At 72.1% G+C, this 20951-nt stretch carries 17 protein-coding genes and 2 tRNA genes; 8 read left to right on the top strand and 11 right to left on the bottom strand.

What is annotated here, in order from left to right; genetic code table 11:
- Positions 1-108: 108 nt before the first annotated feature.
- A complete protein-coding gene (locus tag PV364_RS24610) occupies positions 109-1017 on the bottom strand; it encodes a LysR family transcriptional regulator (protein ID WP_319662424.1) in 909 nt (302 codons plus the stop codon).
- A 529-nt stretch (positions 1018-1546) separates the two neighbouring features.
- On the opposite strand from PV364_RS24610, the gene ssuE reads away from it, so the two are divergent.
- From ssuE to PV364_RS24595, 3 genes are read left to right on the top strand one after another with little or no spacing between them, the layout of a single operon-like run.
- Entirely contained in the window at positions 1547-2104 is a 558-nt protein-coding gene (gene ssuE, locus PV364_RS24605) for an NADPH-dependent FMN reductase (RefSeq protein WP_319662423.1), read from the top strand.
- Positions 2101-3297 (top strand): SfnB family sulfur acquisition oxidoreductase, encoded by a 1197-nt coding sequence (locus tag PV364_RS24600; protein ID WP_319662422.1) that lies wholly within the window; start codon positions 2101-2103, stop codon positions 3295-3297. The genes ssuE and PV364_RS24600 overlap by 4 nt, the downstream gene beginning before the upstream one ends.
- A gap of 26 nt (positions 3298-3323) precedes the next feature.
- Positions 3324-4484: an LLM class flavin-dependent oxidoreductase gene (locus PV364_RS24595; RefSeq protein WP_319662421.1), complete on the top strand. Its 1161-nt coding sequence runs from the start codon at positions 3324-3326 to the stop codon at positions 4482-4484.
- A 28-nt stretch (positions 4485-4512) separates the two neighbouring features.
- Here the strand turns inward: PV364_RS24595 and PV364_RS24590 are convergent, their stop codons facing one another.
- Positions 4513-4995 (bottom strand): MarR family winged helix-turn-helix transcriptional regulator, encoded by a 483-nt coding sequence (locus PV364_RS24590; RefSeq protein ID WP_319662420.1) that lies wholly within the window; start codon positions 4993-4995, stop codon positions 4513-4515.
- A gap of 61 nt (positions 4996-5056) precedes the next feature.
- Between PV364_RS24590 and PV364_RS24585 the strand changes: the two genes are divergently transcribed.
- Positions 5057-5944, top strand: coding sequence for an alpha/beta fold hydrolase (locus PV364_RS24585; protein WP_319662419.1), 888 nt, complete (start codon positions 5057-5059; stop codon positions 5942-5944).
- A 629-nt stretch (positions 5945-6573) separates the two neighbouring features.
- Here the strand turns inward: PV364_RS24585 and PV364_RS24580 are convergent.
- Positions 6574-6795, bottom strand: coding sequence for a hypothetical protein (locus tag PV364_RS24580; RefSeq protein ID WP_319662418.1), 222 nt, complete (start codon positions 6793-6795; stop codon positions 6574-6576).
- 57 nt (positions 6796-6852) lie between these two features.
- Between PV364_RS24580 and PV364_RS24575 the strand changes: the two genes are divergently transcribed.
- Entirely contained in the window at positions 6853-8100 is a 1248-nt protein-coding gene (locus PV364_RS24575) for a hypothetical protein (protein WP_319662417.1), read from the top strand.
- 39 nt (positions 8101-8139) lie between these two features.
- Here PV364_RS24575 and PV364_RS24570 read toward each other — a convergent pair whose 3' ends face one another.
- On the bottom strand, positions 8140-10428 hold the full coding sequence (locus PV364_RS24570; protein ID WP_319662416.1) for a hypothetical protein: 2289 nt from the start codon (positions 10426-10428) through the stop codon (positions 8140-8142).
- Between the two features lie 3 nt (positions 10429-10431).
- A tRNA-Pro gene (locus tag PV364_RS24565) sits at positions 10432-10503 on the bottom strand.
- A gap of 245 nt (positions 10504-10748) precedes the next feature.
- On the opposite strand from PV364_RS24565, the gene PV364_RS24560 reads away from it, so the two are divergent.
- Positions 10749-12959 (top strand): HelD family protein, encoded by a 2211-nt coding sequence (locus PV364_RS24560; RefSeq protein WP_319662494.1) that lies wholly within the window; start codon positions 10749-10751, stop codon positions 12957-12959.
- A gap of 13 nt (positions 12960-12972) precedes the next feature.
- On the opposite strand, the gene PV364_RS24555 is transcribed toward PV364_RS24560, so the two are convergent.
- The 4 genes from PV364_RS24555 to ribB all read right to left on the bottom strand — a co-directional run bounded on the left by PV364_RS24555 (position 12973) and on the right by ribB (position 15229).
- Positions 12973-13266, bottom strand: a complete 294-nt coding sequence (locus tag PV364_RS24555) for a hypothetical protein (protein WP_319662415.1) — start codon at positions 13264-13266, stop codon at positions 12973-12975.
- A 357-nt stretch (positions 13267-13623) separates the two neighbouring features.
- Positions 13624-13697, bottom strand: a tRNA-Met gene (locus PV364_RS24550).
- A gap of 178 nt (positions 13698-13875) precedes the next feature.
- Positions 13876-14568: an HAD family phosphatase gene (locus PV364_RS24545; protein WP_319662414.1), complete on the bottom strand. Its 693-nt coding sequence runs from the start codon at positions 14566-14568 to the stop codon at positions 13876-13878.
- 4 nt (positions 14569-14572) lie between these two features.
- Positions 14573-15229, bottom strand: a complete 657-nt coding sequence (gene ribB / locus PV364_RS24540) for a 3,4-dihydroxy-2-butanone-4-phosphate synthase (RefSeq protein WP_319662413.1) — start codon at positions 15227-15229, stop codon at positions 14573-14575.
- 303 nt (positions 15230-15532) lie between these two features.
- Between ribB and PV364_RS24535 the strand changes: the two genes are divergently transcribed.
- Positions 15533-15910: a nuclear transport factor 2 family protein gene (locus PV364_RS24535; protein WP_319662412.1), complete on the top strand. Its 378-nt coding sequence runs from the start codon at positions 15533-15535 to the stop codon at positions 15908-15910.
- Positions 15911-16075: 165 nt separating this feature from the next.
- Here the strand turns inward: PV364_RS24535 and PV364_RS24530 are convergent, their stop codons facing one another.
- Both PV364_RS24530 and PV364_RS24525 read right to left on the bottom strand, forming a co-directional pair.
- The gene (locus PV364_RS24530; protein ID WP_319662493.1) at positions 16076-18241 is read right to left on the bottom strand and encodes an OmpL47-type beta-barrel domain-containing protein; all 2166 of its coding nucleotides are present in this window, start codon (positions 18239-18241) and stop codon (positions 16076-16078) included.
- Between the two features lie 47 nt (positions 18242-18288).
- Positions 18289-20586: a ThuA domain-containing protein gene (locus tag PV364_RS24525; RefSeq protein WP_319662411.1), complete on the bottom strand. Its 2298-nt coding sequence runs from the start codon at positions 20584-20586 to the stop codon at positions 18289-18291.
- Between the two features lie 7 nt (positions 20587-20593).
- Between PV364_RS24525 and PV364_RS24520 the strand changes: the two genes are divergently transcribed.
- Positions 20594-20764 (top strand): hypothetical protein, encoded by a 171-nt coding sequence (locus tag PV364_RS24520; RefSeq protein ID WP_319662410.1) that lies wholly within the window; start codon positions 20594-20596, stop codon positions 20762-20764.
- Positions 20765-20951 lie beyond the last annotated feature (187 nt).

Genomic DNA, 20951 nt, shown 5'->3' with positions numbered 1-20951 from the left:
CGGTCGCGCGGGCCGTTGCGGGGAGAGTGTAGACGCCCTTTGTTGCGGCACTTCGGCGCGGATACCCGTGCGGGCCGTCCGTACGCCCAGGGCGGAGACCGCGGCGGCTCAGGAAGCGGCCTCGTACGCGGCGGCGTTGCGCACGAACAGCTCGTGGAGATCGCGCACGGCCCGCGGTACGGCACCGGAGTGGCGGCGCAGCAGGACCAGCAGCACCTCGGTCGTGTCCCCGGCGAGCGGCCGTACGGTGATCGCGCCGCGCCGCTCCAGCGGGTCGCCGACGACACTGAAGTCCGGGAGCACCGTGGCACCCAGACCCTCGGCGACCATCAGCTTGCCCATCTCCGCCCCGTCGGTGGAGTACGAGAAGGCCGGTGTCCGGCCGCCCAGCAGACGGTGCACGAAGCGGTGCATGACGTAGCCGGACCGCATCACGACCAGCGGCCCGGCCAGCAGGCTGTCCGCGTCCACCGCCTCCAGGGCCGCCAGAGGGCTGTCGGGGCGCACGCACACCACGGGCCGGCCCCGCAGGAGTTCGGTGCTCTCGAAACCGGGCGGCATGTCGTCGCCCTGGAGGTGGTTCACCATCCCCAGGTCGAACGCGCCCTCCAGCAGTCCGCGGTGGATGTCCGCCTGCTGCGCGCCGACCACCTCGACCTGGGTGACCGGGTGCGAGGCACGGAACTCGCGCACGGTCGGGATGAGCAGCGGAACAGTGGCGGTGTTGACCGTGCCGAGCCGGACCATGCGGCTGATGCGGTGCTGGTCGCCCGCCGCGTCGCGGAGCCGGTCGACCGCGTCCAGCACGCTCATGATGTGCGGCAGCAGCTCCGCGCCCTCGTCACTGATCCTCGCCCCGGTCCGCCGGCGCTCCAGCAGGTCCACGCCGAGCTCGCGTTCCAGATTGCGTACGGTCTCGCTCAGCGCGGGCTGGGACAGGTGCAGTTCCTCGGCGGCGCGCCGCAGCGACCCCAGTCGTGTCACGGCGGCGATGTACTCCAGCTGTTCGATGCGCATCACTGGAGACTGCCGACCGCGCCGCGTCGAGTTCAAGGGAAACCCTGTCACGACCTCGTGAATACCGACTCTCAGCATGTGGAATCACTGCTGGGCATTCTTGACCGCCCGGACCGCACGCTGGTTGTATCGATGACATGAAGCGACAGGAGCTCACGCGGCGACGCCACGTAGATCTCGGGCGTGTCTCCAGCGCCCGCTGTCGCCGTTCGGCCTGAGCGCACCCGAGGGAAACCCTCGCACACGCGCCTGTTTCTGTTCATGACGTTCACCCGGGGCCGTTCGCCGTCGCGATGAGGGCCCGCCGTGTGCCTGCATTCCGGTCACCGCGTTCCCCCGCTTGCGCGCCGTCGCCTCTTGGCTCTTCCGCCGACCGGGGGCCGGTCGTGAGCAGCGGCGTGGTCGGGCCGGCGACACCCGCGGGGCAACACCTCGTGCCACCGGGGGGCGTACCCGCCGCGGACAGGCCCGCCGTCACCTGCAGCACCCCTTGCCGACCGCATCCGACATCCCCGTGAGAGGTCCCCGTATGGCCGCCGTCCTGTCCGTCTCCGGAAGCCCCTCCGCCGCCTCGCGCACCGCGCGTCTGCTGCGTCACCTGGACAACCGCCTCAGGGCCCAGGGCCACGACGTGATACCGCTGGACGTCCGCTCGCTGCCGCCCGAGGCACTGCTGCACGCCGACATCGGCCATCCGGCGATCGTCGAGGCCGTCGGCTCGTTCCAGCGGGCGGACGGGGTCGTGATCGGCACACCCGTCTACAAGGCGGCCTACTCCGGGCTGCTCAAGTCGCTGCTCGACCTGCTCCCGCAGTACGCGCTCGCGGGCAAGACCGTCCTCCCGCTGGCCACCGGCGGCACCACCGCCCATGTGCTGGCCATCGACTACGCGCTCCGCCCCGTACTGAGCTCCATGGGCGCGGCACACATCACGCCGGGCTGGTTCACGCTCGACAAGGACATCTCGGTGGACGACAAGGGCACGCTGACCGTCGCGCCGGCCTCGGCCGAGGCGCTGGTCCAGGTCACGGACCAGTTCTCACGTGCGCTCGGTGGGCGCCCCACCCTGCTGGCGGCCACCGCATGAGCGACGCGGCCGTGATCACCGGCGACGCCGAGGCCCTCGCCGTCGCGACCGAACTGGCGGCGGACTTCCGCAAGGGGGCGGCCGAGCGGGACGCGCTGCGCCGGCTTCCGGAGGCGGAACTGGAGCGGCTGTCCGCCTCCGGCCTCCTCGCGGTCACGGTGCCCGCCGAGTTCGGCGGTGCGGACGTCGGCACGGAGACGCTCGCCCGGGTCTTCCGGATCCTGGCCGCCGCCGACGCCAGCCTCGCCCAGATCCCGCAGAGCCACTTCGTGTACGTCAACGTGCTGCGCCGGCAGGGCACGCGCGAGCAGAAGGAGTTCTTCTTCGGCGAGGTGCTGCGGGGGAGACGGTTCGGCAACGCGCAGTCCGAGGCGGGCACCAAGCACGTGCAGGACATCCGTACGCGGCTCGTGCGCATCCCGGACGGCGGATACGTCCTCGACGGTGTCAAGCACTACTCCACCGGGGCCCTGTTCGCCGACTGGATTCCGGTCCTCGCCCGCGGCGAGGACGAGAACCTGCACGTGGCGTACGTGCCGCGGCACGCGCCCGGTGTGACGGTCGTCGACGACTGGAACGGCATGGGGCAGCGCACGACCGCCAGCGGCACCGTCCGGCTGGAGTCGGTGCCCGTCCCCGCGGACCGGGTGGTGCCGCACCACCTCACCTTCCAGGGCCCGCAGCTCCACGGCGCCGTGGCCCAGTTGCTGCACGCCGCCATCGACGCCGGTATCGCCTTCGGTGCGCTGGAGGAGGCGGCGGAGTTCGTCCGCACCAAGAGCCGGCCGTGGTTCGAGAGCGTCGACGAGGGACACGGGACGGCGGCACAGGACCCGCTGCTGATCCAGCGGTTCGGTGAACTCGCGATCCGGGTGCGCGCCTGCGACGCGCTGCTCGACGCCGCTGCCCGGGCGGTGGACGCCGCCCGGGCCGATCTCACCGAGGACTCGGCGGCCGAGGCCTCGATCGCGGTGGCCGCGGCCAAGGTGACGGCGGGAGAGGCCGCCGTGGAGGTCGCCAGTGCCCTCTTCGAGGTCTCGGGCACCCGCTCGGCACTCGACTCCCTGGGCCTGCACCGCCACTGGCGGGACGCCCGCACCCACACCCTGCACGACCCGGCCCGCTGGAAGGTCCAGCACATCGGCCGGTACGTGCTCAACGGCACCAGGCCGCCCCGGCACGGCCTGCTGTGACGGACAACCCCGAACGGAGACCTCAGGTGCCCCTCACCTTTCACTGGTTCCTGCCCACCAACGGCGACAGCCGCCACGTCGTCGGCGGCGGCCACGGCACCCCGGCCACCCGGTCCGGCCGCGACCGGCCGCCGACCGTCGCCTACCTGAGCCAGATCGCCCGCGCCGCCGAGGACCTCGGTTTCGTCGGCGCGCTGACCCCCACCGGCGCATGGTGCGAGGACGCCTGGCTGACCACGGCCATGGTCAGCCAGAACACGGAGCGCCTGAAGTTCCTGGTCGCCTTCCGTCCCGGCTTCGTCTCACCGACGCTGGCCGCGCAGATGGCGTCCACCTTCCAGCGCCAGACCGGCGGACGGCTGCTGCTCAACGTCGTCACCGGAGGCGAGAGCCACGAGCAGCGGGCCTACGGCGACTTCCTCGACAAGGACGCCCGCTACCGCCGCACCGGTGAATTCCTCGACATCGTGCGGAGACTGTGGGAGGGCAAGTCCGTCGACCTGCGCGGGGAGCACCTCCACGTCGAGAACGCGCAGCTCGCCCAGGTGCCCGACCCGGTTCCCGAGGTGTACTTCGGCGGTTCCTCGCCGATCGCCGGCGAGGTCGCCGCCCGGTACGTGGACGTCTACCTCACGTGGGGCGAGCCGCCCGCGCAGGTCGCCGAGAAGATCGCGTGGATCCGGGGACTGGCCGCGGAACAGGGGCGGACCGTGCGCTTCGGCATCCGGCTGCACGTCATCACGCGTGACACCTCGGAGCAGGCATGGGCCGAGGCCAACCGCATCCTGGACGGCTTCGACCCGGAGAGCGTCGCGGCCATCCAGGCGGGGCTGGCCCGGAGCGAGTCGGAGGGCCAGCGGCGCATGCTCGCCCTGCACCACGGTGGGAGCCGCGAGCGCCTGGAGATCCACCCCAACCTCTGGGCGGGCATCGGCCTGGTGCGCGGCGGCGCGGGTACCGCGCTGGTCGGCAGCCACGACGAGGTCGCCGAGCGCATCAAGGAGTACCAGGCCCTCGGCATCGAGGAGTTCGTCCTCTCCGGCTATCCGCACCTGGAGGAGGCGTACTGGTTCGGAGAGGGCGTCCTGCCGAAGCTCCAGGCCCAGGGCCTGTGGCAGCACCCCGACGGCAAGCAGGCGGCCCACTCGGCGCACGTACCCTTCGCGGGGGCGGGCAACCCGCGCTGACCCGTGTGGTCACCGACGACCCGGGGGCTCACGACGCGGGCGCCGGCCCGTGGTCGTCCTGCGCGCCGGTGAGGGCGTCCAGCAGGTGCTGCAGGGTGCGGCACGCCGCCGTGAAGTCCCCCGGTCCCACAGCCTCGGACCAGCGTTGCTCGATCTCGGCGACCCGCCCGCCGGCGTCGTCGAGGGCCTGCCGGCCGCGCCCGGTGGGGAAGATCAGTTTCGCCCGCCGGTCGCCGGGGTCGGGGCGGCGCTCCAGATAGCCGAGTTCCTGCAGCTCGTTGACCAGTTCCGAGGTCGCCGCCAGGCTCAACTGCGCCCGTGCCGCGAGGTCGGTGAGGCGGATCCCGTCCACACCGATGTTGCCGAAGATCTGCAGGTGCGGCTCCCGGAGATCGGCATAGCCCCGTTCGGCGGCCGGGGCGAACATCTCGGTCCTGAACTCCCGGAGCAGGCGGACCAGGAGCTGGCCGATGGCGAGACGGTCGACCGGCAGATCGCTTGACGAGGGCATAGCCCCGAAGGATACTTCGGTTGCCGAAGCTTCGGCTACCGAAACGTTTTTGGAGGGCACCATGGACCGGCCTTCGACCGGTGCAGTCGCGTCCGTCCCCACCCGGCTCGGGCCACTGGGCGTCGAGACGGTCGGATCCGGCCCGCCGGTCCTGCTGTGGCACAGCCTCTTCGTCGACTCCACCACCTGGGTGCGCGTCAGGCAGCCGCTGGCCGCCACGCGCCGGCTGGTCATCGTCGACGGCCCGGCCCACGGCCGCAGTGCCGCTCCGCGGCAACCGTTCACACTCGACGACTGCGCAGGAGCCGCGCTCGACGTCCTCGAACACCTCGGCATCGACGAGCCCGTGGACTGGGCCGGCAACGCATGGGGCGGACACGTCGGCATCACCTTCGCCGCCGCCCACCCCCGGCGCCTCCGCAGCCTGGCGACCATCGGCGCGCCCGTCCACGCGCTGACCGCACCGGAACGACGGCAGATCAACCTGCTCGTCCCGCTCTACCGTGCCGTCGGCCCGATCCGCCCCGTGCTCGGCGCCCTCACCACGGCGCTGCTGGGCGCGGCCGCCGATCCCGAGGCGATCACCCTTGTCGCCGAGGCATTCTCCGCCCCCGAGCGGGGAGGCATGGCCCGCGCCATCCGTTCGGCGAGCCTCGACCGGCAGGACCTGACCCCGACCCTGACCTCGGTCCCGGCACCCACGCTGTTCGCCGCCGGGGCCGACGACACGGCCTGGACGCCCGACGACGCGGCGGCCGCCGCCGCCCGACTGCCCCGAGGCGGCTGGGCCGTTCTGCCCGGAGCAGGACACGTCGCTCCCTTGCTGGAGGCCGCACCCGCTGTCGTCGACCTGCTCACCGCCTTCTGGCGCGACCCGGACGCGGTCGGCGCCCTGCACAGGGACTCCGGCGCCCGATCCGGCCCGCAACAGCCCCAGTCCACGTCCTGATCCGGCCGCGACCGCCAGGGTTCGCGTTCCGGTCCCGACGGGCGGGGGCCGACCCTCCGCCCGTCCCCGCTCACGTGGGCAGCGGCCGGGAGCCCGGCGTCTCGTCGTATCCCAGCGACCACCGCCCAGGGAGCGTTTCGCAGATCCCGTCCAGATCCGCCCGGGTCGGCCCCGGACGTGCAGCCGGCTGTGGACGTCCGAACCGTCCTGACGCAGCAGCTTGCCGGGCGCGGTGAACCAGCGCACGGGAGAGTCCTCCGGCCCGGTCCACGACGGGTAGTCGGGCAGCGGCACCCGCCGGAAGCGAACGGGCACCATATCGGGCAGGTCCGCGGGCAGCTCGCGTGCGTTGTAGAGCCGCCCCCCACCCGCGAACAGCGCTTCGCTCAGGACGAGCTCGACGCAGGCCAGGGACAACCTGCCCAGGAACGGCACCCGGCCCTGCCGCGCCTCGACGAGCACCGGCGGATCGTCCCGGTCGAGATCCGTCAGGCGCACACCCCAGAAGGCACAGTCCTGGTCCTCCGTACGGAACACGAGGACACCGTCCGACCCGTCGTGCACGAACATCTCATGAAGCGGGAGCAGGGGGTCCTGGTTGGCGACGAGGCACCCAGGCGGCGGCGAAGCTACGGACGAACGCCCAGGCCCGCTCGCGGTCGTGGACCCCCGCCGTCCAGCGCACGGGCAACGTCGAAGCCGTCGATCACGGCACGAACCTGTCGGAAGCGGCAGCGGCCGGTGAGCGCGGCGAAGGCGAGCAGGATCGGCTCCGTCACCCTGGAGCTCAGATCGATGAGGGCGCCGGTCGACGACCCGGACACCACCGAGTCGATGACCACCCACGTCACTTCGGCCCCTCGACGTCCGCCCGGCGCTGTGTCGGTGCCGCGCTCTAGCCTGACCGCATGCCTCTCGATGACGCACTGGCGGCCCGCATGGCCGAACCGGACTTCTGGCCCGTGTATCTCTTCGACGACGACGCGCCCGACGTCTACTGCGACGATGCCGAGGACCAGGAGTCGCACGTCACGCGGTTCGGCACCGGTGGGGGTTTCGCGTTGGTCCTCGAGCTCACCCTCGCTCTCGAGTACGTCGATCTCGACCTGGAGGCACCCGGCCTCCCTGAGCCGGCGAACGTCGGCTGGGACGACCAGGCCCACTTCCATCCGCATGTGATGCCCTGGCGGGAACTGGATCTGCTGTGCCGCGCCGTCGCCCTCCACGACGCGGAACTGCGCCACCCCGGCCCGATGCTGGCGTTGCTGTGCCGCTTCGCCTTTCTGGCCGAGAACGACGACCTGGACACCGTCACGCCTCTGGTGGACGCGGCGTTCGAGGCGGTGCGCCCCGGCGCCGCCGGCGGCGGCAAGGTGCGTGCGGAGACGCGTGAGTGGTTCGACCTGCGGAATCTGCGCGGCACCGGGCTGGTGTGGACGACCCGGGCCGACGGGTACGACGCGGTCGGCCAGGACGGCACCGACGGTCTTCCGCTGTACTCCCTGCGAACGCCGTCCTCGGAGGAATTCCCGTTCGCCGCCTGGTCGGCGCTCCTGACATTCGCCCGTGGACGTACGGCCGCGGCGGCCGCCGATCCCGTCCTCGCGCGACCCGCGGTGCGCGAGGCCCTCGACCGGTGCCTCGCCGCCGACGGACACGAACACCTGCGGGCACTGGCCGACGCGCTTGCCGCAGCCGGCTACGGCAACCGCGTCCTGCTGCGCGCGGTCGCCGACCCCGTGGACCGGGCGGAGGCCTGCTGGGCCGTGGAGACCCTGGCCGGGCTGCCCCAGGGCGAGCTCGTGGCCCGGTGGTTCGGTCCCAGCCCGCTGTCGGGCAGCCGGTCCTGGCGGTTGTCGCTCAGCCTCCCGGTGCGGGGACGACCGGAGCGCTTCGGCCCGCAGGCGGCCGAGCAGCTCAACGCCGCCCTCCAGGCGGCGAACCTGGGCAGCGCCGGCCTCGGTGGCAGCAGCCTGCACCCGGAGGACGGCGGCTACGTCCTGGCGGAACAGCACCTCGACATCCTGATCCGCGACGACCTCGCCCGCGGCGTCGAGGTCGTCTCGCGAGTCCTGCACACCCACGCGGCAGCGGGGACCGCCACGTTGCGTCCTCAAGGCAAGCCGGACGTCATCCCCCTGCGTCCGCCGACCTGACGAGATCCACCACGGTCCTGGCGGTGCCGCGGGTTCGGCTCATCGCAGCCAGTGCCGGGTCGTGGTCCAGCCGAGGAACCGGCGCCCGGTGCCGTCCTCGGCGGTGCCGCCGGCGGCGACGTGCCGGAGGCCGGTGAGGGCGGGGGCCAGGCGGGCGGCGACGTGGCCGGGGTGACGGGCCGCTTCGCCGTCCAGGTGGGCGATGAATTCCGCCTGCACGTCGGGGCCGCACAGCGACAGGTAGAACAGCATCTGCCGCCACGCGTAGGCGGCGTCCTTGATCGTGGGCAGCGGCCGCGGGTTGTTGTGGACCCGGGCCGTGGTACGGCACACGGTGGTGAAGCAGCGACGGGCCAGGACGTCCCAGCCGGGTTCGGGCGTGATGCCGACGTGGCCGACGAGGGTGGCCAGATTGTGCGTGGTGAGGATCTGGGCCTGCTCGATGACCATGCCGTTGGCCGCCACTGACCGGCCCCCCGTGCCGGCGCGGCCGGCCCGCTGGGCGCACAGCTCGGCGAATGCCGGTGAACCGGCGCCGAGTCGGGCACCGGCACGTGTGAGCGCCTTATCCGTCTCCGTGATCGCGAGGTTGCGGACGGCCGCGTAGTCGATGGCGTAGTACCGCTCGTAGAGGGAGCCGCCGAGGAGCTCCGCGGCGACCCGCGCCGCCGTGAGGAACTTCGGGGTGAAGGTGCCCTCGAAGATGTCCGCGGCCAGTTCCTCGACGAAGGGCGCACCGGACTCGGCCTGCCGGGACAGCACGCCCAGCTCGCGGACCAGGGGGTTGGGCACAAGCGTGCCGGGAAAAGCCTGTACGGCCAGTTCGCCCAGCTCACGCAGGACGATCTCCGCCGGCTCCCGGCTCTCCTCCGGCGCTCGGTGCCCCTCCACCGCCCGTACCCAGGGAAGTTCCTCGACCCGGACCTGATGGGCGAGGCCGAGCAGGAGCAGCGAGCGGCGGTTCCGGAACGCCCGGTAGTCGGCGGCCACGAGGTGCCGCAGCGCCGGGTCGGGGTAGGCCCGCGCCCTGGCCGCGGCGACGAGTTGCGGCACCAGTTCGGCCAGGACCTCGGCGGAGGGCACCACCCCGCGTTCCACGAGCGTGCGGATCGGTGCGCTCAGAGCCGCTTCCACGACGCGCCGGATCGCCGGCGGTAGCACCGTGCCCGCGGGCAGGCCGCTTTCCCGTGCCTCGGGCTCCGTGACATCCGCGATCAGCTGTGCCGTGTCGGCCGTGCCGGTGTCCTGGGGGAGTGCCGACAGCCTGCGCAGGACGAGTTGGGCCAGGGCGTGGTGCGAGGGCAGGGCCGCCTGGACCGCTTGCCGGGCGCGCAGTCGTGTGTGCCGTTCCGAGCCGGGACGGTCGCGCCGGCGCACCATGGACTCCACCGCGTGCCGCAGCAGCCCGAGTTGCCGCGGGTTGAGCGGCCGCCCGGCGGCGGTCTCCTCCAAGGCGCCGCGCAGGATGCCCAGGTTCTCCTTCGGGTCGCGGTGCTTGGTGCAGCGGGTGTGGATCGCGGCGAGATCCTGGTAGCGGCGCAGGAGCGCCGCGCCTCGTTGCCGCCAGGCGTCGTCGGGCAGGTGGTCCAGCACGCGGCCGGTACCGGCGGTCTCCAGCCAATGGGTGAGGAGTTCGTCGCCGAACGGCTGCCAGACGCCGAGCGCCTCACGCTGCGTCTCGACGGCTGAGTGGGGCCGGCGGCGTGCCAGCAACGCAGCGGCGTCGCCGACCGTGCGGCGGTGCACGCCGCGGGGGTCCGGCGCGGGCCGGGCCGAGGGCCGCGGCGTGAACCGGAGCCGGCCGGCGAACGGTTCGAGGACGCGGACCAGGCCGACGGCGGCGGTCACGTCGCCGGCCCGCACCAGCCAGGCCACCGTGAGCAGCGCGGCCTCCTCAGGAATGGCCACCTCGTAGCGGCCGCTGTCGAGCAGCGCGTACAGGCGGTCCAGTCCCCGCTCGGTGAGGCAGTACGCGAAGAGTGCCGAACGCTCGGCCGGCACCCCCGCCGACCGTGCGGCGTCACGCTCGTACGGAAGCAACGGACCCCCGGCGCTCGCGTGGGGCGTGGCGAATCCACCTCGCAGGACCTGCGGGGTCACCCAGGCGGGCAGCCCGGCGACGGGGGTGCGCGAGCCGATGGCCAGGCGCCCGTCGGCCATCCCGTCGATCACCGCCCGCCAGCCCCGGACGCGGCGTCGCGCACGGCTCCGGGTCCCGGCGTCGTCATGCGTCAGGGCGGTCAGGAAGGCCCGGGTCAGCCTGCCGTGCTGGTAGGTCACGGATCCGTCGGACCCGGCGGAAAGCTGCTGCTCAGCGTCATCGTTCATACGCCGACGTGGCAGGTGCCGCCCCTGCGCCCTCCGGGTCCCGAGCCCGGTGCTCTGCTGCTGAGCTACACGCCGATGCACCGGAGACTAGAGCCCGCCCGGCACCCGGCCAAGCGATTTCCGCGCGGCGCCGCCGGCGGGGTGGTCGCCGCGGGGAGGCGCGCGGAAACGGCAATTCCCCGCTCCGCAATTGCGGAGCGGGGAATGCGTCACGTATATTGGGTCGTTCTGTGCACTCACAGAAAAAGCCCCTCACCGGGGGCTACAAGGAACACCATATCGGGCAGGGAGCCGTTTTGTCAACTCGCGGGGACGTCGAATTGCAGCGGGAACAGGAATTCATCGACCGGGTATACGACCGGGTCGACATCCTGCGCGGGGTCGCGGCGCACGGTGTCGAGGACGCGTTGACCCCGGTGGGGAACGGTCTGCAGGCACGCCTCGAACGTGATGTGCTGGTCGCGGAGCGTTCGGGGCTGCTGGCGGCCCTGAACGCGGTGGACGGTTCGCTGTGTTTCGGCCGCATTGATCTGCGCGACGGCGCCGTGCACCATATCGGCCGCATCGGAATTCGTGAGGACGATCCCGACCGCACGCCTTTGCTGATCGACTGGCGGGCACCGGTGGCCCGGCCGTTCTATCTCGCCACCGGGCACACGCCGATGGACCTGCGCCGGCGCAGGCACATCACCACCGAGGGCCGGACGGTGACCGAGCTGCACGACGAGATCCTGGATCTCCACGACGCCGAACGCAGCGGTTTCGAGGATCCCAGTGGCGACGCCGTCCTGCTGGCCGCGCTCGACTCGGCCCGTACCGGCCGCATGGGCGACATCGTGCGGACCATCCAGGCCGAACAGGACCGCATCATCCGTGCCCCGCACCGCGGGGTCCTCGTCGTCGAGGGCGGCCCCGGCACGGGCAAGACGGCGGTCGCGCTGCACCGTGCGGCCTACCTGCTGTACGAGCACCGCGAGCTGCTGTCCAAGCGCGCGGTGCTGGTGGTGGGCCCCAACGCGGCCTTCCTCGGCTACATCGGCGAGGTGCTGCCCGCGCTCGGCGAGACCGGGGTCATGCTGGCCACGCAGGCCGAGCTCTTCCCCGGCGTCCACGCCCGCGGTACCGACACCGCCCGCGCGGCCGCGGTCAAGGGCGGGGCGGAAATGGCCGAGGTCCTCGCCCTGGCCGTGCGCGACCGGCAGCAGCTGCCCGAGCCCGGCGCGCCGGTGGTGATCGCGCACGACGACGGCGAACTCGTCCTGGACTGGGAGATCGCCTACCAGGCCCGGGAAGCGGCCCGCGAGACCCGGCTGCCGCACAACCTCGCCCGCCCGTACTTCGCGTTCCACGTGATCGACGCCCTCACCGCGCAGCTCGCGGAACGGATCGGCGCCGACCCGTACGGCGGCCCGAACTTCCTCGGCGCGGACGACATCGCGCAGCTCGGCAAGGGCGTCGCCGCGAGCCCCGAGGTGCGCGCCGCCATCGCGGACCTGTGGCCGTTGCTCACTCCCGAGGAGTTCGTCACCGGCTATCTGGCCGAACCGGTGTACCTGCCCCAGGGCGACGCCGAGGCCATTCGGCGCGGTCCCGGCGACGGTGAGTGGACCCCGGCCGACGTGCCGCTCCTGGACGAGGCGGCCGAGCTGCTCGGAGCGGACGACAGTGCCGCACGCGCGGCGGCCGAGGCCGAACGCCAGGAGCGGGTCGCCTACGCGCAGGGCGTCCTGGAACTGTCCCGGGGTTCGGAGACGTACGAGTTCGAGGACGAGGAGTCCGAGCGTCTGGCCGCCCACGACATCATCGACGCCGAACGGATGGCCGAACGGCACGAGGAGGCCGATCACCGCAGTGCGGCCGAGCGCGCCGCGGCCGACCGGACCTGGGCGTTCGGGCACATCATCGTCGACGAGGCGCAGGAACTCTCGCCGATGGCCTGGCGCCTGCTGATGCGCCGCTCACCGACCCGTTCGCTGACCCTGGTCGGCGACCCGGCGCAGACCTCCGAGGAAGCGGGCGTCGGTTCGTGGGAGAAGATCCTCCGGCCGTACGTCGGCGACCGCTTCGAGCACGTCAGGCTGGGGGTCAACTACCGTACGCCCGCGGAGATCATGGAACTCGCCGCCAGGGTCGTGCGGGCGAAGGACCCCTCGTTCGAGCCGCCCGGCTCGGTGCGCTCCACCGGCGAGAAGCCGTGGACGCGCGACGCCGGAGCGGACCTGGCGGGCGCGGTGGCGCGGGCCGTCGTGGAACTGACGCCCGAACAGGGGCGGCTCGCGGTGATCGCACCGCGTGAGCTGCACGAGGAGATCGCGGCACCCCTCGACGGGGTCACGGCCGGCGCCGAGCCCGACCTGACCCGTCCGGTGGTGCTGCTGGGCCCGCGGGAGGCCAAGGGCCTGGAATTCGACCACGTCCTGGTCGTGGAGCCGGGGCGGCTCGGGACCAGCGACCTGTACGTCGCGCTGACCCGCGCGACGCAGCGCCTGGGCATCGTCCACCGCGAGGAGCTGCCGGAGTCGCTGCGCTGACCGCCGCGGTCCGTCAGGCGGGCGCCTGCGGGCCGTGACCGGGCAGGAAGAGCCGCAGCGCGCAGTGGTCCTCGGCCTCGACGCGGACCTCGCACCCCCAGTGGGCGCTCAGGCGCTGGGCGACGGCGACCAGCCGTCGCCGCTCCTCCCGCGAGTAGGCGGGAAAGCGCACCCAGCCGCGATCGGCGATCACACGGCCGAGGTCGAGGAACAGCGTGTTCCGCGCACGCTGTTCCTCCTCCTCCGTCAGCGGGGTGGGGGCGTCCTCCGCCGGCACCAGGCGGACGTTGTACAGCTCTCGGGTCACGAATGCCTCGCGTTCTGCTCGATCGGCCGCTCCACAGGGTAGTGGGACACGGGCGAACGGGGCCCTGCCGGATGGTCGCTCCCAACCGCACGGGCTGTGGCTTTTGCACGATGCGCCGCGAGGCCCGCGAGGCCCGTGAGGACGTCTGCGCCGAGGTGACGGAGCGCCGACTCCTCGGGTTCGGCAGGGAGGTTTGCGCCGGCGGCCCGACCGGCGCCTCGGTGGCCGCACTTCGGGAGGGCCACCGCCGTCTCCGTCCCGGACGGTCTCGGCCCTTTTACCGCCGATGGTTCTCCGAAGCACGGTGAACCACGTCAACGGCCCTTTGCGACAGCGTCGGAGAGGGCCGGATGTTCGTAGCGGGCACGGGATGTGAACCCGCGACCTCTGGGTGATGAGCCCAGCGAGCTACCGAGCTGCTCCACCCCGCGTCGGTGGGACCCCCTACGGCCGTGCGGGACGGGCCGGCCGGCAATGACCGCAGGGGAGCTCAAAGGGCGTCGTCCAGCCTCGTCCCCGTGGCTCCTTCCGCCGTCGTCAGCAGGTGAACCGGCCCGCGGCCGGGGGCCGCGGGCCGGTTCTCGGCGTGCGGTGGGGGCCTCAGGCGTGTCAGGGGCCGGCCTCGTGGACCAGGGGTCCGGGTTTGCGGTCGGCTGTGAGGAGCCGGGTCAGGAGGGGCAGGGCCGCCGCCGCGTCGGGTGCCTGTGCTGCGGGCAGGTGGGCGACGCCGGCGGGGAGTGGTGTACCGCCGCGTGGGATGGCGAGGACGGGCATGCCGGCCGCGGTCGCCGAGCGGATGCCGTTGGGGGAGTCCTCGACGGCCAGGCAGTCGGACGGCGGGACGCCGATCCGGGCGGCGGCGAGCAGGTACGCGTCCGGTGCCGGCTTGCCCCGGGTCACCTCCTCGCCGCACACGGCGGCACGGACCCGTCCCGCCAGGCCCAGCGCGTCGAGGACCGCAAGAACGTAGCGGCGCGGGCTGGCCGTGGCCAGTCCGACGGGCCCGTGGCGTCCGGCCTCGAGGACCAGGTCGACCGCCCCGGGCAGGGCCGGGACACGGCCCGCGGCGACTTCGCCGGTCATCGCGGTGGTGCAGGTCTCGACGACCTCACCGGGGCTCGCCGCTCCGCCGCACAGCCCCGCGACGAACGTCGCCCAGCCGCCGTTGCCGTGCAGGGCCGCGTCGTCCTCGGGCTTCCATCGGTGACCGTGGCGGGCGGCGAAAGCGGCGCATACGCGAGACCACGCATGGCCGCTGTCGATCAGCGTGTCGTCCAGGTCGAAGACCGTCGCGCGGTGCATCCGGTCACGCCGTCGAGACGCCGGCGAGCCGCAGCCGGCTCGACAACTGCTCGATCGAGACGAGCGTCAGACCGTGCTCGCCGGCGAACGTGCGCAGCCGGTCCGGTCCGGCGACCGAGCCGTCGTCCGTGCACACCTCGCTGATCATTCCGACCGGCGACAGCCCGGCCAGGCGCAGCAGGTCGACGGTGGCTTCGGTGTGCCCGCGCCGCTCGGCGATGCCCCGGGAGCGGGCCCGCAGCGGGAACACGTGCCCGGGCCGGATCAGCTGGTCGGGGTGGGTGGTGGGGGCGGCCAGCGTCCGAGCGGTGAGCGCGCGGTCCGCGGCGGAGATCCCGGACCCGACACCTGCCGCGTCCACGGACACGGTGAAGGCCGGGGTGTCGCTGACGCTCCCGGTCCCGCGCGGGACCATCAGCGGCAGCTTCAGGGCGTCGGCGATCTCCGGCGCCATGGGGGCGCAGATCAGGCCGCCGGTGTAGCGGACGAAGAACCCCAGTGCCTCCGGGGTGGCGAACTGCGCCGCCATGACCAGATCGCCCTCGTTCTCACGGTCCGCGTCATCGACCACGATGACGGGCCGGCCGGCCTGCAGGTCCTTGATGGCGGCCGCCACCGTGTCCGGGCGCGCAACTGACTGCGGCGTCGATGCAGACGTCACAGGAACCAACCTTCCTCGAATCCCCCCTTCCTGCGGGGTGCATCGGCAACCGAAAGCGAAAGCTTGAGAAATCTGTACGCCGAACGGGCTTTCACCCGGTCCCGCGTTTGACCCGCGAGGCCGACGGGCCACCGCTCACGCGAGGGACAGGTTCACGGGGGGTTCCTCGTCGCCACCGTCCTCATCGGGACCGCCCGCGGCGGGGGCCGGTGGGTGCGGACCGCCGGTGGGGCCGCGCCGCAGATGGCACACGCGGGTCGCTGACACCCGGTGCCTGTCGGTGGAGGGTGCCAGGATGCGGCCATGGACCCTTCGGAGATCGTTCGTGCGCTGTGGGAGCGGATGCAGGCCCGGGACTGGGCCGGGCTGAGCCAGTTGCTGGCCGAGGACCTGGTGGTGGAGTGGCCGGTCAGCGGTGAGCGGATCGTCGGGCGGGAGCGGTACGTGCGCATCAACGCGGAGTACCCCGAGGGGTGGTCGGTCCGGGTGCTGCGGGTCGTCGCCGACGGCGAGCAGGTGGTCTCCGAGGTAGAGGTTCCGCACGAGACGATGGGGCTGCATCGCGTGGCGTCGTTCTGGACGGTGCGGGACGGAAGGATCGCGTCCGGCCGTGAGTACTGGAGCGAAGTGGGCTCGGATCCGTCGCCGGAGTGGCGGGCCGGGCTGGTCGAGCCGTTGTGAAGGAGCCGGCTCTCGAACGCGGACGCGTCGGCGCCTGACCTGTACGCCGTCGATGTCGGCGGGGGATTCCGGCTGACCGGCCTGAGTGCCGGACGCGTGCGCACCGTTGACGGACACCGCCTCGCCGGTGTCCGTCAACGGTGCGCGCCCCCGCGGGGGCGGGGGTTACAGCTCCTTGATGCGGATGTCGCGGTAGGAGATCACGTCCGTCGTGCTGTGGACCTGGAGGCCGATGTAGCCGGTGGCGTACCGCCGGCCGTCGGTGCCCGGGTCACCGGCACGCGGCGGGGCGAAGACCTGTCCGCCCACGTTGTCGAACTCGTTGATCACGACGCCGTTGCGCAGGACGGTGAAGTGCTGGCCCTCCGCGCGGATCTCGTAGTCGTTCCAGGTGCCCTTCGGGGTCACGCCGGCACCGCCCAGGCCCACGCGGTCGAAGCCGTAGACCGAACCGGTCTTGTACATGTCGCCGGCGGGGCTGTCGAGAATCTGGATCTCGTGGCCGTAGTTGATGGCGACCCACTCGGGGCGGGACTCCTCGGGGTGGTCGTGGACGTTCGGGAAGCGGACGAAGACACCGCCGTTGGCGTTGCCCGTGCCCGGGGCGTCGTCACGGAACTGGAGCTTCAGCGAGAAGTCGCCGTACTTGCGCTCCGGGAACCACAGCATGCCCATGCCCGGAACCGTCGTGCTGCTGGTGATGGCGCCGTCGCCGGACAGCGTGAACCGTCCGCCACCGACCTGCTCCCACTTCACCAGGGACGCCTCCGTGCCGTCGAACAGATCGCGGTAGCCCTCGGTCTGGCCGGGCTTGCCGATCCCCGACTGCTTGGCGGCCTTGGTGATCTTGTTGAACTCCCGCTGGTCGATGACGTTGTCGGCCAGCAGCTTGTCGAGCACGCCGTCGACGTGCTTGAGGAACAGGGCGTGCGAGGACCAGTCCTTCTCGTCCTCGATCAGCTCGTTGATCGTGCAGCGGCTGCGGGTGAGCCGGTTCGGCACCCCAGAGTCCACCGTGCCCACGATGACGGTCAGCCGCTCGTCGTACTCGGGGCAGTTGGGCGCCGGAACGCCGCCGCCCTGCGCGATGGTGAACCTCACCTGCTGGGCCGCGGAGGTGTTGCCCGCCTGGTCCGTCGCCCGGTGGGAGAACGTGTGGTAGCCGATCCGGTCGACGATCACGGGGGTGGTGTACGCGAGGTACGGGCCGCCGTCGAGGGAGTACTCGGTGCGGTCCACGCCGGAGCCCGAATCGGTCGCGGTGACGGTGACCTTGGCGCTCGTGACGTACGCGCCGTTGGAATTCCTGGTGCCGGCCACCGTCGCGGAGGTCTCCGGCGCGGTCGTGTCCTGCGTGGGCGGTGCCACGACGGTGAAGGAGACGGACTTCTCGGCCGCCGCGTTCCCCGCCTTGTCGGTCGCGCGGTAGCGGACCGTCTGGGCGCCGAGCTGATGCACCATCACCGGACCGGTGTACGCCTGCCAGGCGCCGCCCGTCCCGACGGCGTACTCGATGGTGTTGACGCCCGACCCGGTGTCCGAGGCGGTGACGGTGACCGTGGCCATGGTGAGGTAGTTGCCCGCCGCGTCCTTCTCGCCGCTCACCGTCGCCGAGGTCTCCGGCGCGGTCGTGTCGTCGGTCGGTGGCGCGACCACGGCGAAGTCGACGGACTTCTCGGGCGCGAGATTGCCCGCCTGATCGGTGGCGCGGTAGCGGACGGTGTGGGAGCCCACCTGGTCGACGACCACCGGGGCGGTGTACGGCTGCCACGGGCCGTCCGCGCCGACCGCGTACTCGGTGGTCTTCACCCCCGAGCCCGAGTCGGTCGCGGTCACGGTGACCGTGGCCGAGCCGACGTAGGCGCCGTCGGCGTTCTTCTGGCCCGTGACCTCGGCCGCCGTGGCGGGCGCGGTGGTGTCCTCGTCGCCCGGCTCGGTCACGGTGAGGATGCCCTGCATCTGCCCGTGGCCGGGGATGCTGCAGAAGAAGCGGTAGCGGCCGGGTGTGAGGGTCACGTCGACGGTGTGCCTGCCGCCGCTGTCGTCGCTGGGGTTGGCCAGGATGTTGACCGGCACGTCGTGGTTGTACTCGGGGTCCGACACGTCGAAGGTCAGCGTGTGCGGCATGCCGATGTCGTTCCCGGTCGCCGCGCTGTTCTCGAAGACGAGGGTCGCCGGGCCGGCCACCGCCGTGGTCGGGAAGCTCGCGTACCTGTCGGTGCGCGAGCTCGCCGTCCAGGTCAGCACCTGGGCCGCGGCCGCGGTGCCGTCGGACGCCGCTCCGGCGCCGGTTCGCCCGTAGGCGGCCGTCGAGGTCAGCCCCACGGTCATCAGCAACGCGCCGAGCAGGGCCGTCCACAGGCGTAGGGATCGCTGTCTCACTGTGCCGCCTTCCTGGCCAGATCCGCGGCGGCGGGAGTGGCCTCGCCGCCCTTGTACGTCACACGCCACAGCGCGGACTGGGAGTCGGAGGTGAAGAAGCCGCGCCCGTAGTCGAGGACGTAGAGCGAGCCGTCCGGGGCGAACTTCCAGTCCATGAGGTTGCGTATGCCGCCCTGGCCGACCGGGATGATCTTCTTCAGCGACTCGGCGGTGACGGGCAGTCCGCCCTTGCCGACGGTCTTGGGGTCGGTCAGCACGGCGTGGCGCGGGTTGTCCGCGTCGTAGAAGTCACCGACGAACCACTTGCCGTCCCAGTACTCCGGCCACGCGTCGGCGCCCGCGGTTGTGGCGTCGTAACGGTAGACCGGGCCGTCCATGGTCGCCTGGCCACCGCCCTTGAGCCACGGCAGGAGGTAGGTGGCCTCCTCGTTCTTGTAGCTGGGGACCCCGTTGGCGTCCCGCGGGAAGTCGGGGGCGCCGCCCTGAGGGGAGTACCAGATGGTGTTGCCGGTGACGGGCGGGAGGTTCACCAGTCCGTCGTTGTTCGGCGACTCGTTCTTCGGGGCGTCGCAGTCGTACCAGCCCAGCGGCTTGCTCGGGTCCGGCAGATTGCGGTCCCGGTAGGGCTGCTTGTTGCCCATGCAGAACGGCCAGCCGTGGTTGCCCGCCTTGGTGATCGCGGCGAACGTGTCGTACTTCGCCGGTCCCCAGGTGGTGCTGGGAGCGCCCGCGTCGGGGCCGACCCAGCCCGCGTAGAGGATGTCGGTCTTCTTGTCGACCGAGATGCGGGCCGGATTGCGCACGCCCATGACGTAGATCTCGCCCCGGGTCTTGCCGCCGCCCTCGTCCTGCTCCGTGCCGGTGAACAGGTTGCCCTCGGGGAGCGTGTAGGTCCCGTCCGGCTCCGGGTGGATGCGCAGGATCTTGCCGTTGAGGTTGTTGGTGTTGCCCGCCGTGCGCCGGGCGTCCGAGAACGACAGGCCCTTGAAGGCGGGCTGCGGGTTGTTGCCCGAGTAACCGTCACTGAATCCGGACGAGTTGTTGTCGCCGGTCGCGATGTAGAGGTTGCCCTTGGAGTCCCAGGCCATCCCGCCGCCGGCATGGCAGCAGCTGTGGACCTGGACGGGCCACTTGAGCAGGACCTTCTCCGAGGTGAGGTCCAGCTTGTCGGTGGTGAGGTCCAACGTGAAGCGGGACACGCGGCGTTCGGCGACGTGCCGGTCCCGGTCGAGGCCGGAGTGCGGGGTGTAGTGCAGGTACACCCAGCCGTTGCTCTCGAAGCCGGGGTCCAGCTCGATGCCGAGCAGCCCCTCCTCGACCTTGGTCAGTTCGTCGCCGCCGCCCTTGTTGCCGAAGACGGTCAGCGCACCGGCGAGCGTCACCTTCTTCGTCGCCGGGTCGTACACGTGGATCTGGCCGAGACCCTTCCCCATGTCGGGGCTGTTCCAGTCGGTCACGACCGGCGCGCCGTTCACGCCGCCGCCCCGGCCGATGTACAGCACCCGTCCGTCCGGCGCCACGACCAGACCGTGCGGCTCGCCGATCTGGTCCTGCTGACCGGGCTGGTTGGGCTGGGTGACCCGCACCGCGGAGTAGTTGGCGTCTATGGTGGCCTTGCAGTCGGCGCGCGAGAGCCGGGTCGTCCAGAGCAGGGCCCCGCGCAGGTGGTCGCGGAAGTCGGTCTCGGCGAAGGACTCCACCGTGCCGCCCATGCCGGTGTAGAAGGACCGGCCGCCGTCGTAGTCACGGCACCAGGAGACGGGGTGGTCGACGCCGTTGGCCCCGGGTCCCGGCTGGTAGCCGGCCTCCCTGACCTTGGCGACGGTGTGCACCTTGCCGGTCGGGTTGGCCGCCCAGTTGATCCACTTGTCGGGCCGCTTCCACTCCACCGGCAGGTTCCTGGTGGCGGGATGGACCCGGTCGGGCACCTCGACCGTGGCGCGCTGCACTCCGGCCGGGCTGGTGGCGGCGGGCCGGGCGCCGATCAGCCCGGCGAACCAGTCCGAGTAGGGCTCCGTCCTGGCCGCGTCGTGGATGCCGAGGAAGCCGCCGCCGGCTTCCATGTAGGCCTCCAGGCCGGCCTCCTGCTCGGGGTCGAGCACGTCGCCGCCCCCGGTCAGGAAGACGACCGCGTTGAAGGTGCCCAGCCGCTTCGCGCTGGTGAAGACCGAGGCGTCGTCGGTCGCCACCGTCTTGAACCGCTGTGCGGCGGGTCCTGACAGGCCGATGGCCTCGATCGCCTCGATGCCCGCGTCGACGGTCGGCGACTCCTCGGTGGCCGACGCGTGGAACACCAGGACCTTGACGTTCCTGCCGCCCGGTGGTGACGGCAGGGATAACGATGTCGATGTCGATGTCGATGCCGGCTCCGGATACGGCCTGGCCGTGGCGGCGGTGCCGCTCAGCAGGGACGCCGCCATGGTCCCGGCCACCAGGACAGCGGCTGCGGCGCGGCGCGATCTCGACCGGTGATGTGGTGCGCTCTGCATGGTTCACACCCCTCTTGGGTCACAGGAACAGCGCCTGAAGCTAGACGGCTTTGCGTGGTTCGCCAATAGCTATGGGCGGAATCCCACCATCTTTGTCCCGGGTGTGGATAAACGAAGATCCCTGCTCTACCGTGTGGCCGTCCCCGGGGACCCTCGCGCCCCATCCGCTT

The sequence above is a fragment of the Streptomyces sp. MI02-7b genome (assembly GCF_033793585.1).
In the GTDB taxonomy this organism is placed as follows: Bacteria; Actinomycetota; Actinomycetes; order Streptomycetales; family Streptomycetaceae; genus Actinacidiphila.
Note: the sequence above shows the minus strand (reverse complement) of the source record. Positions and strands in the feature narration are given on the sequence as shown.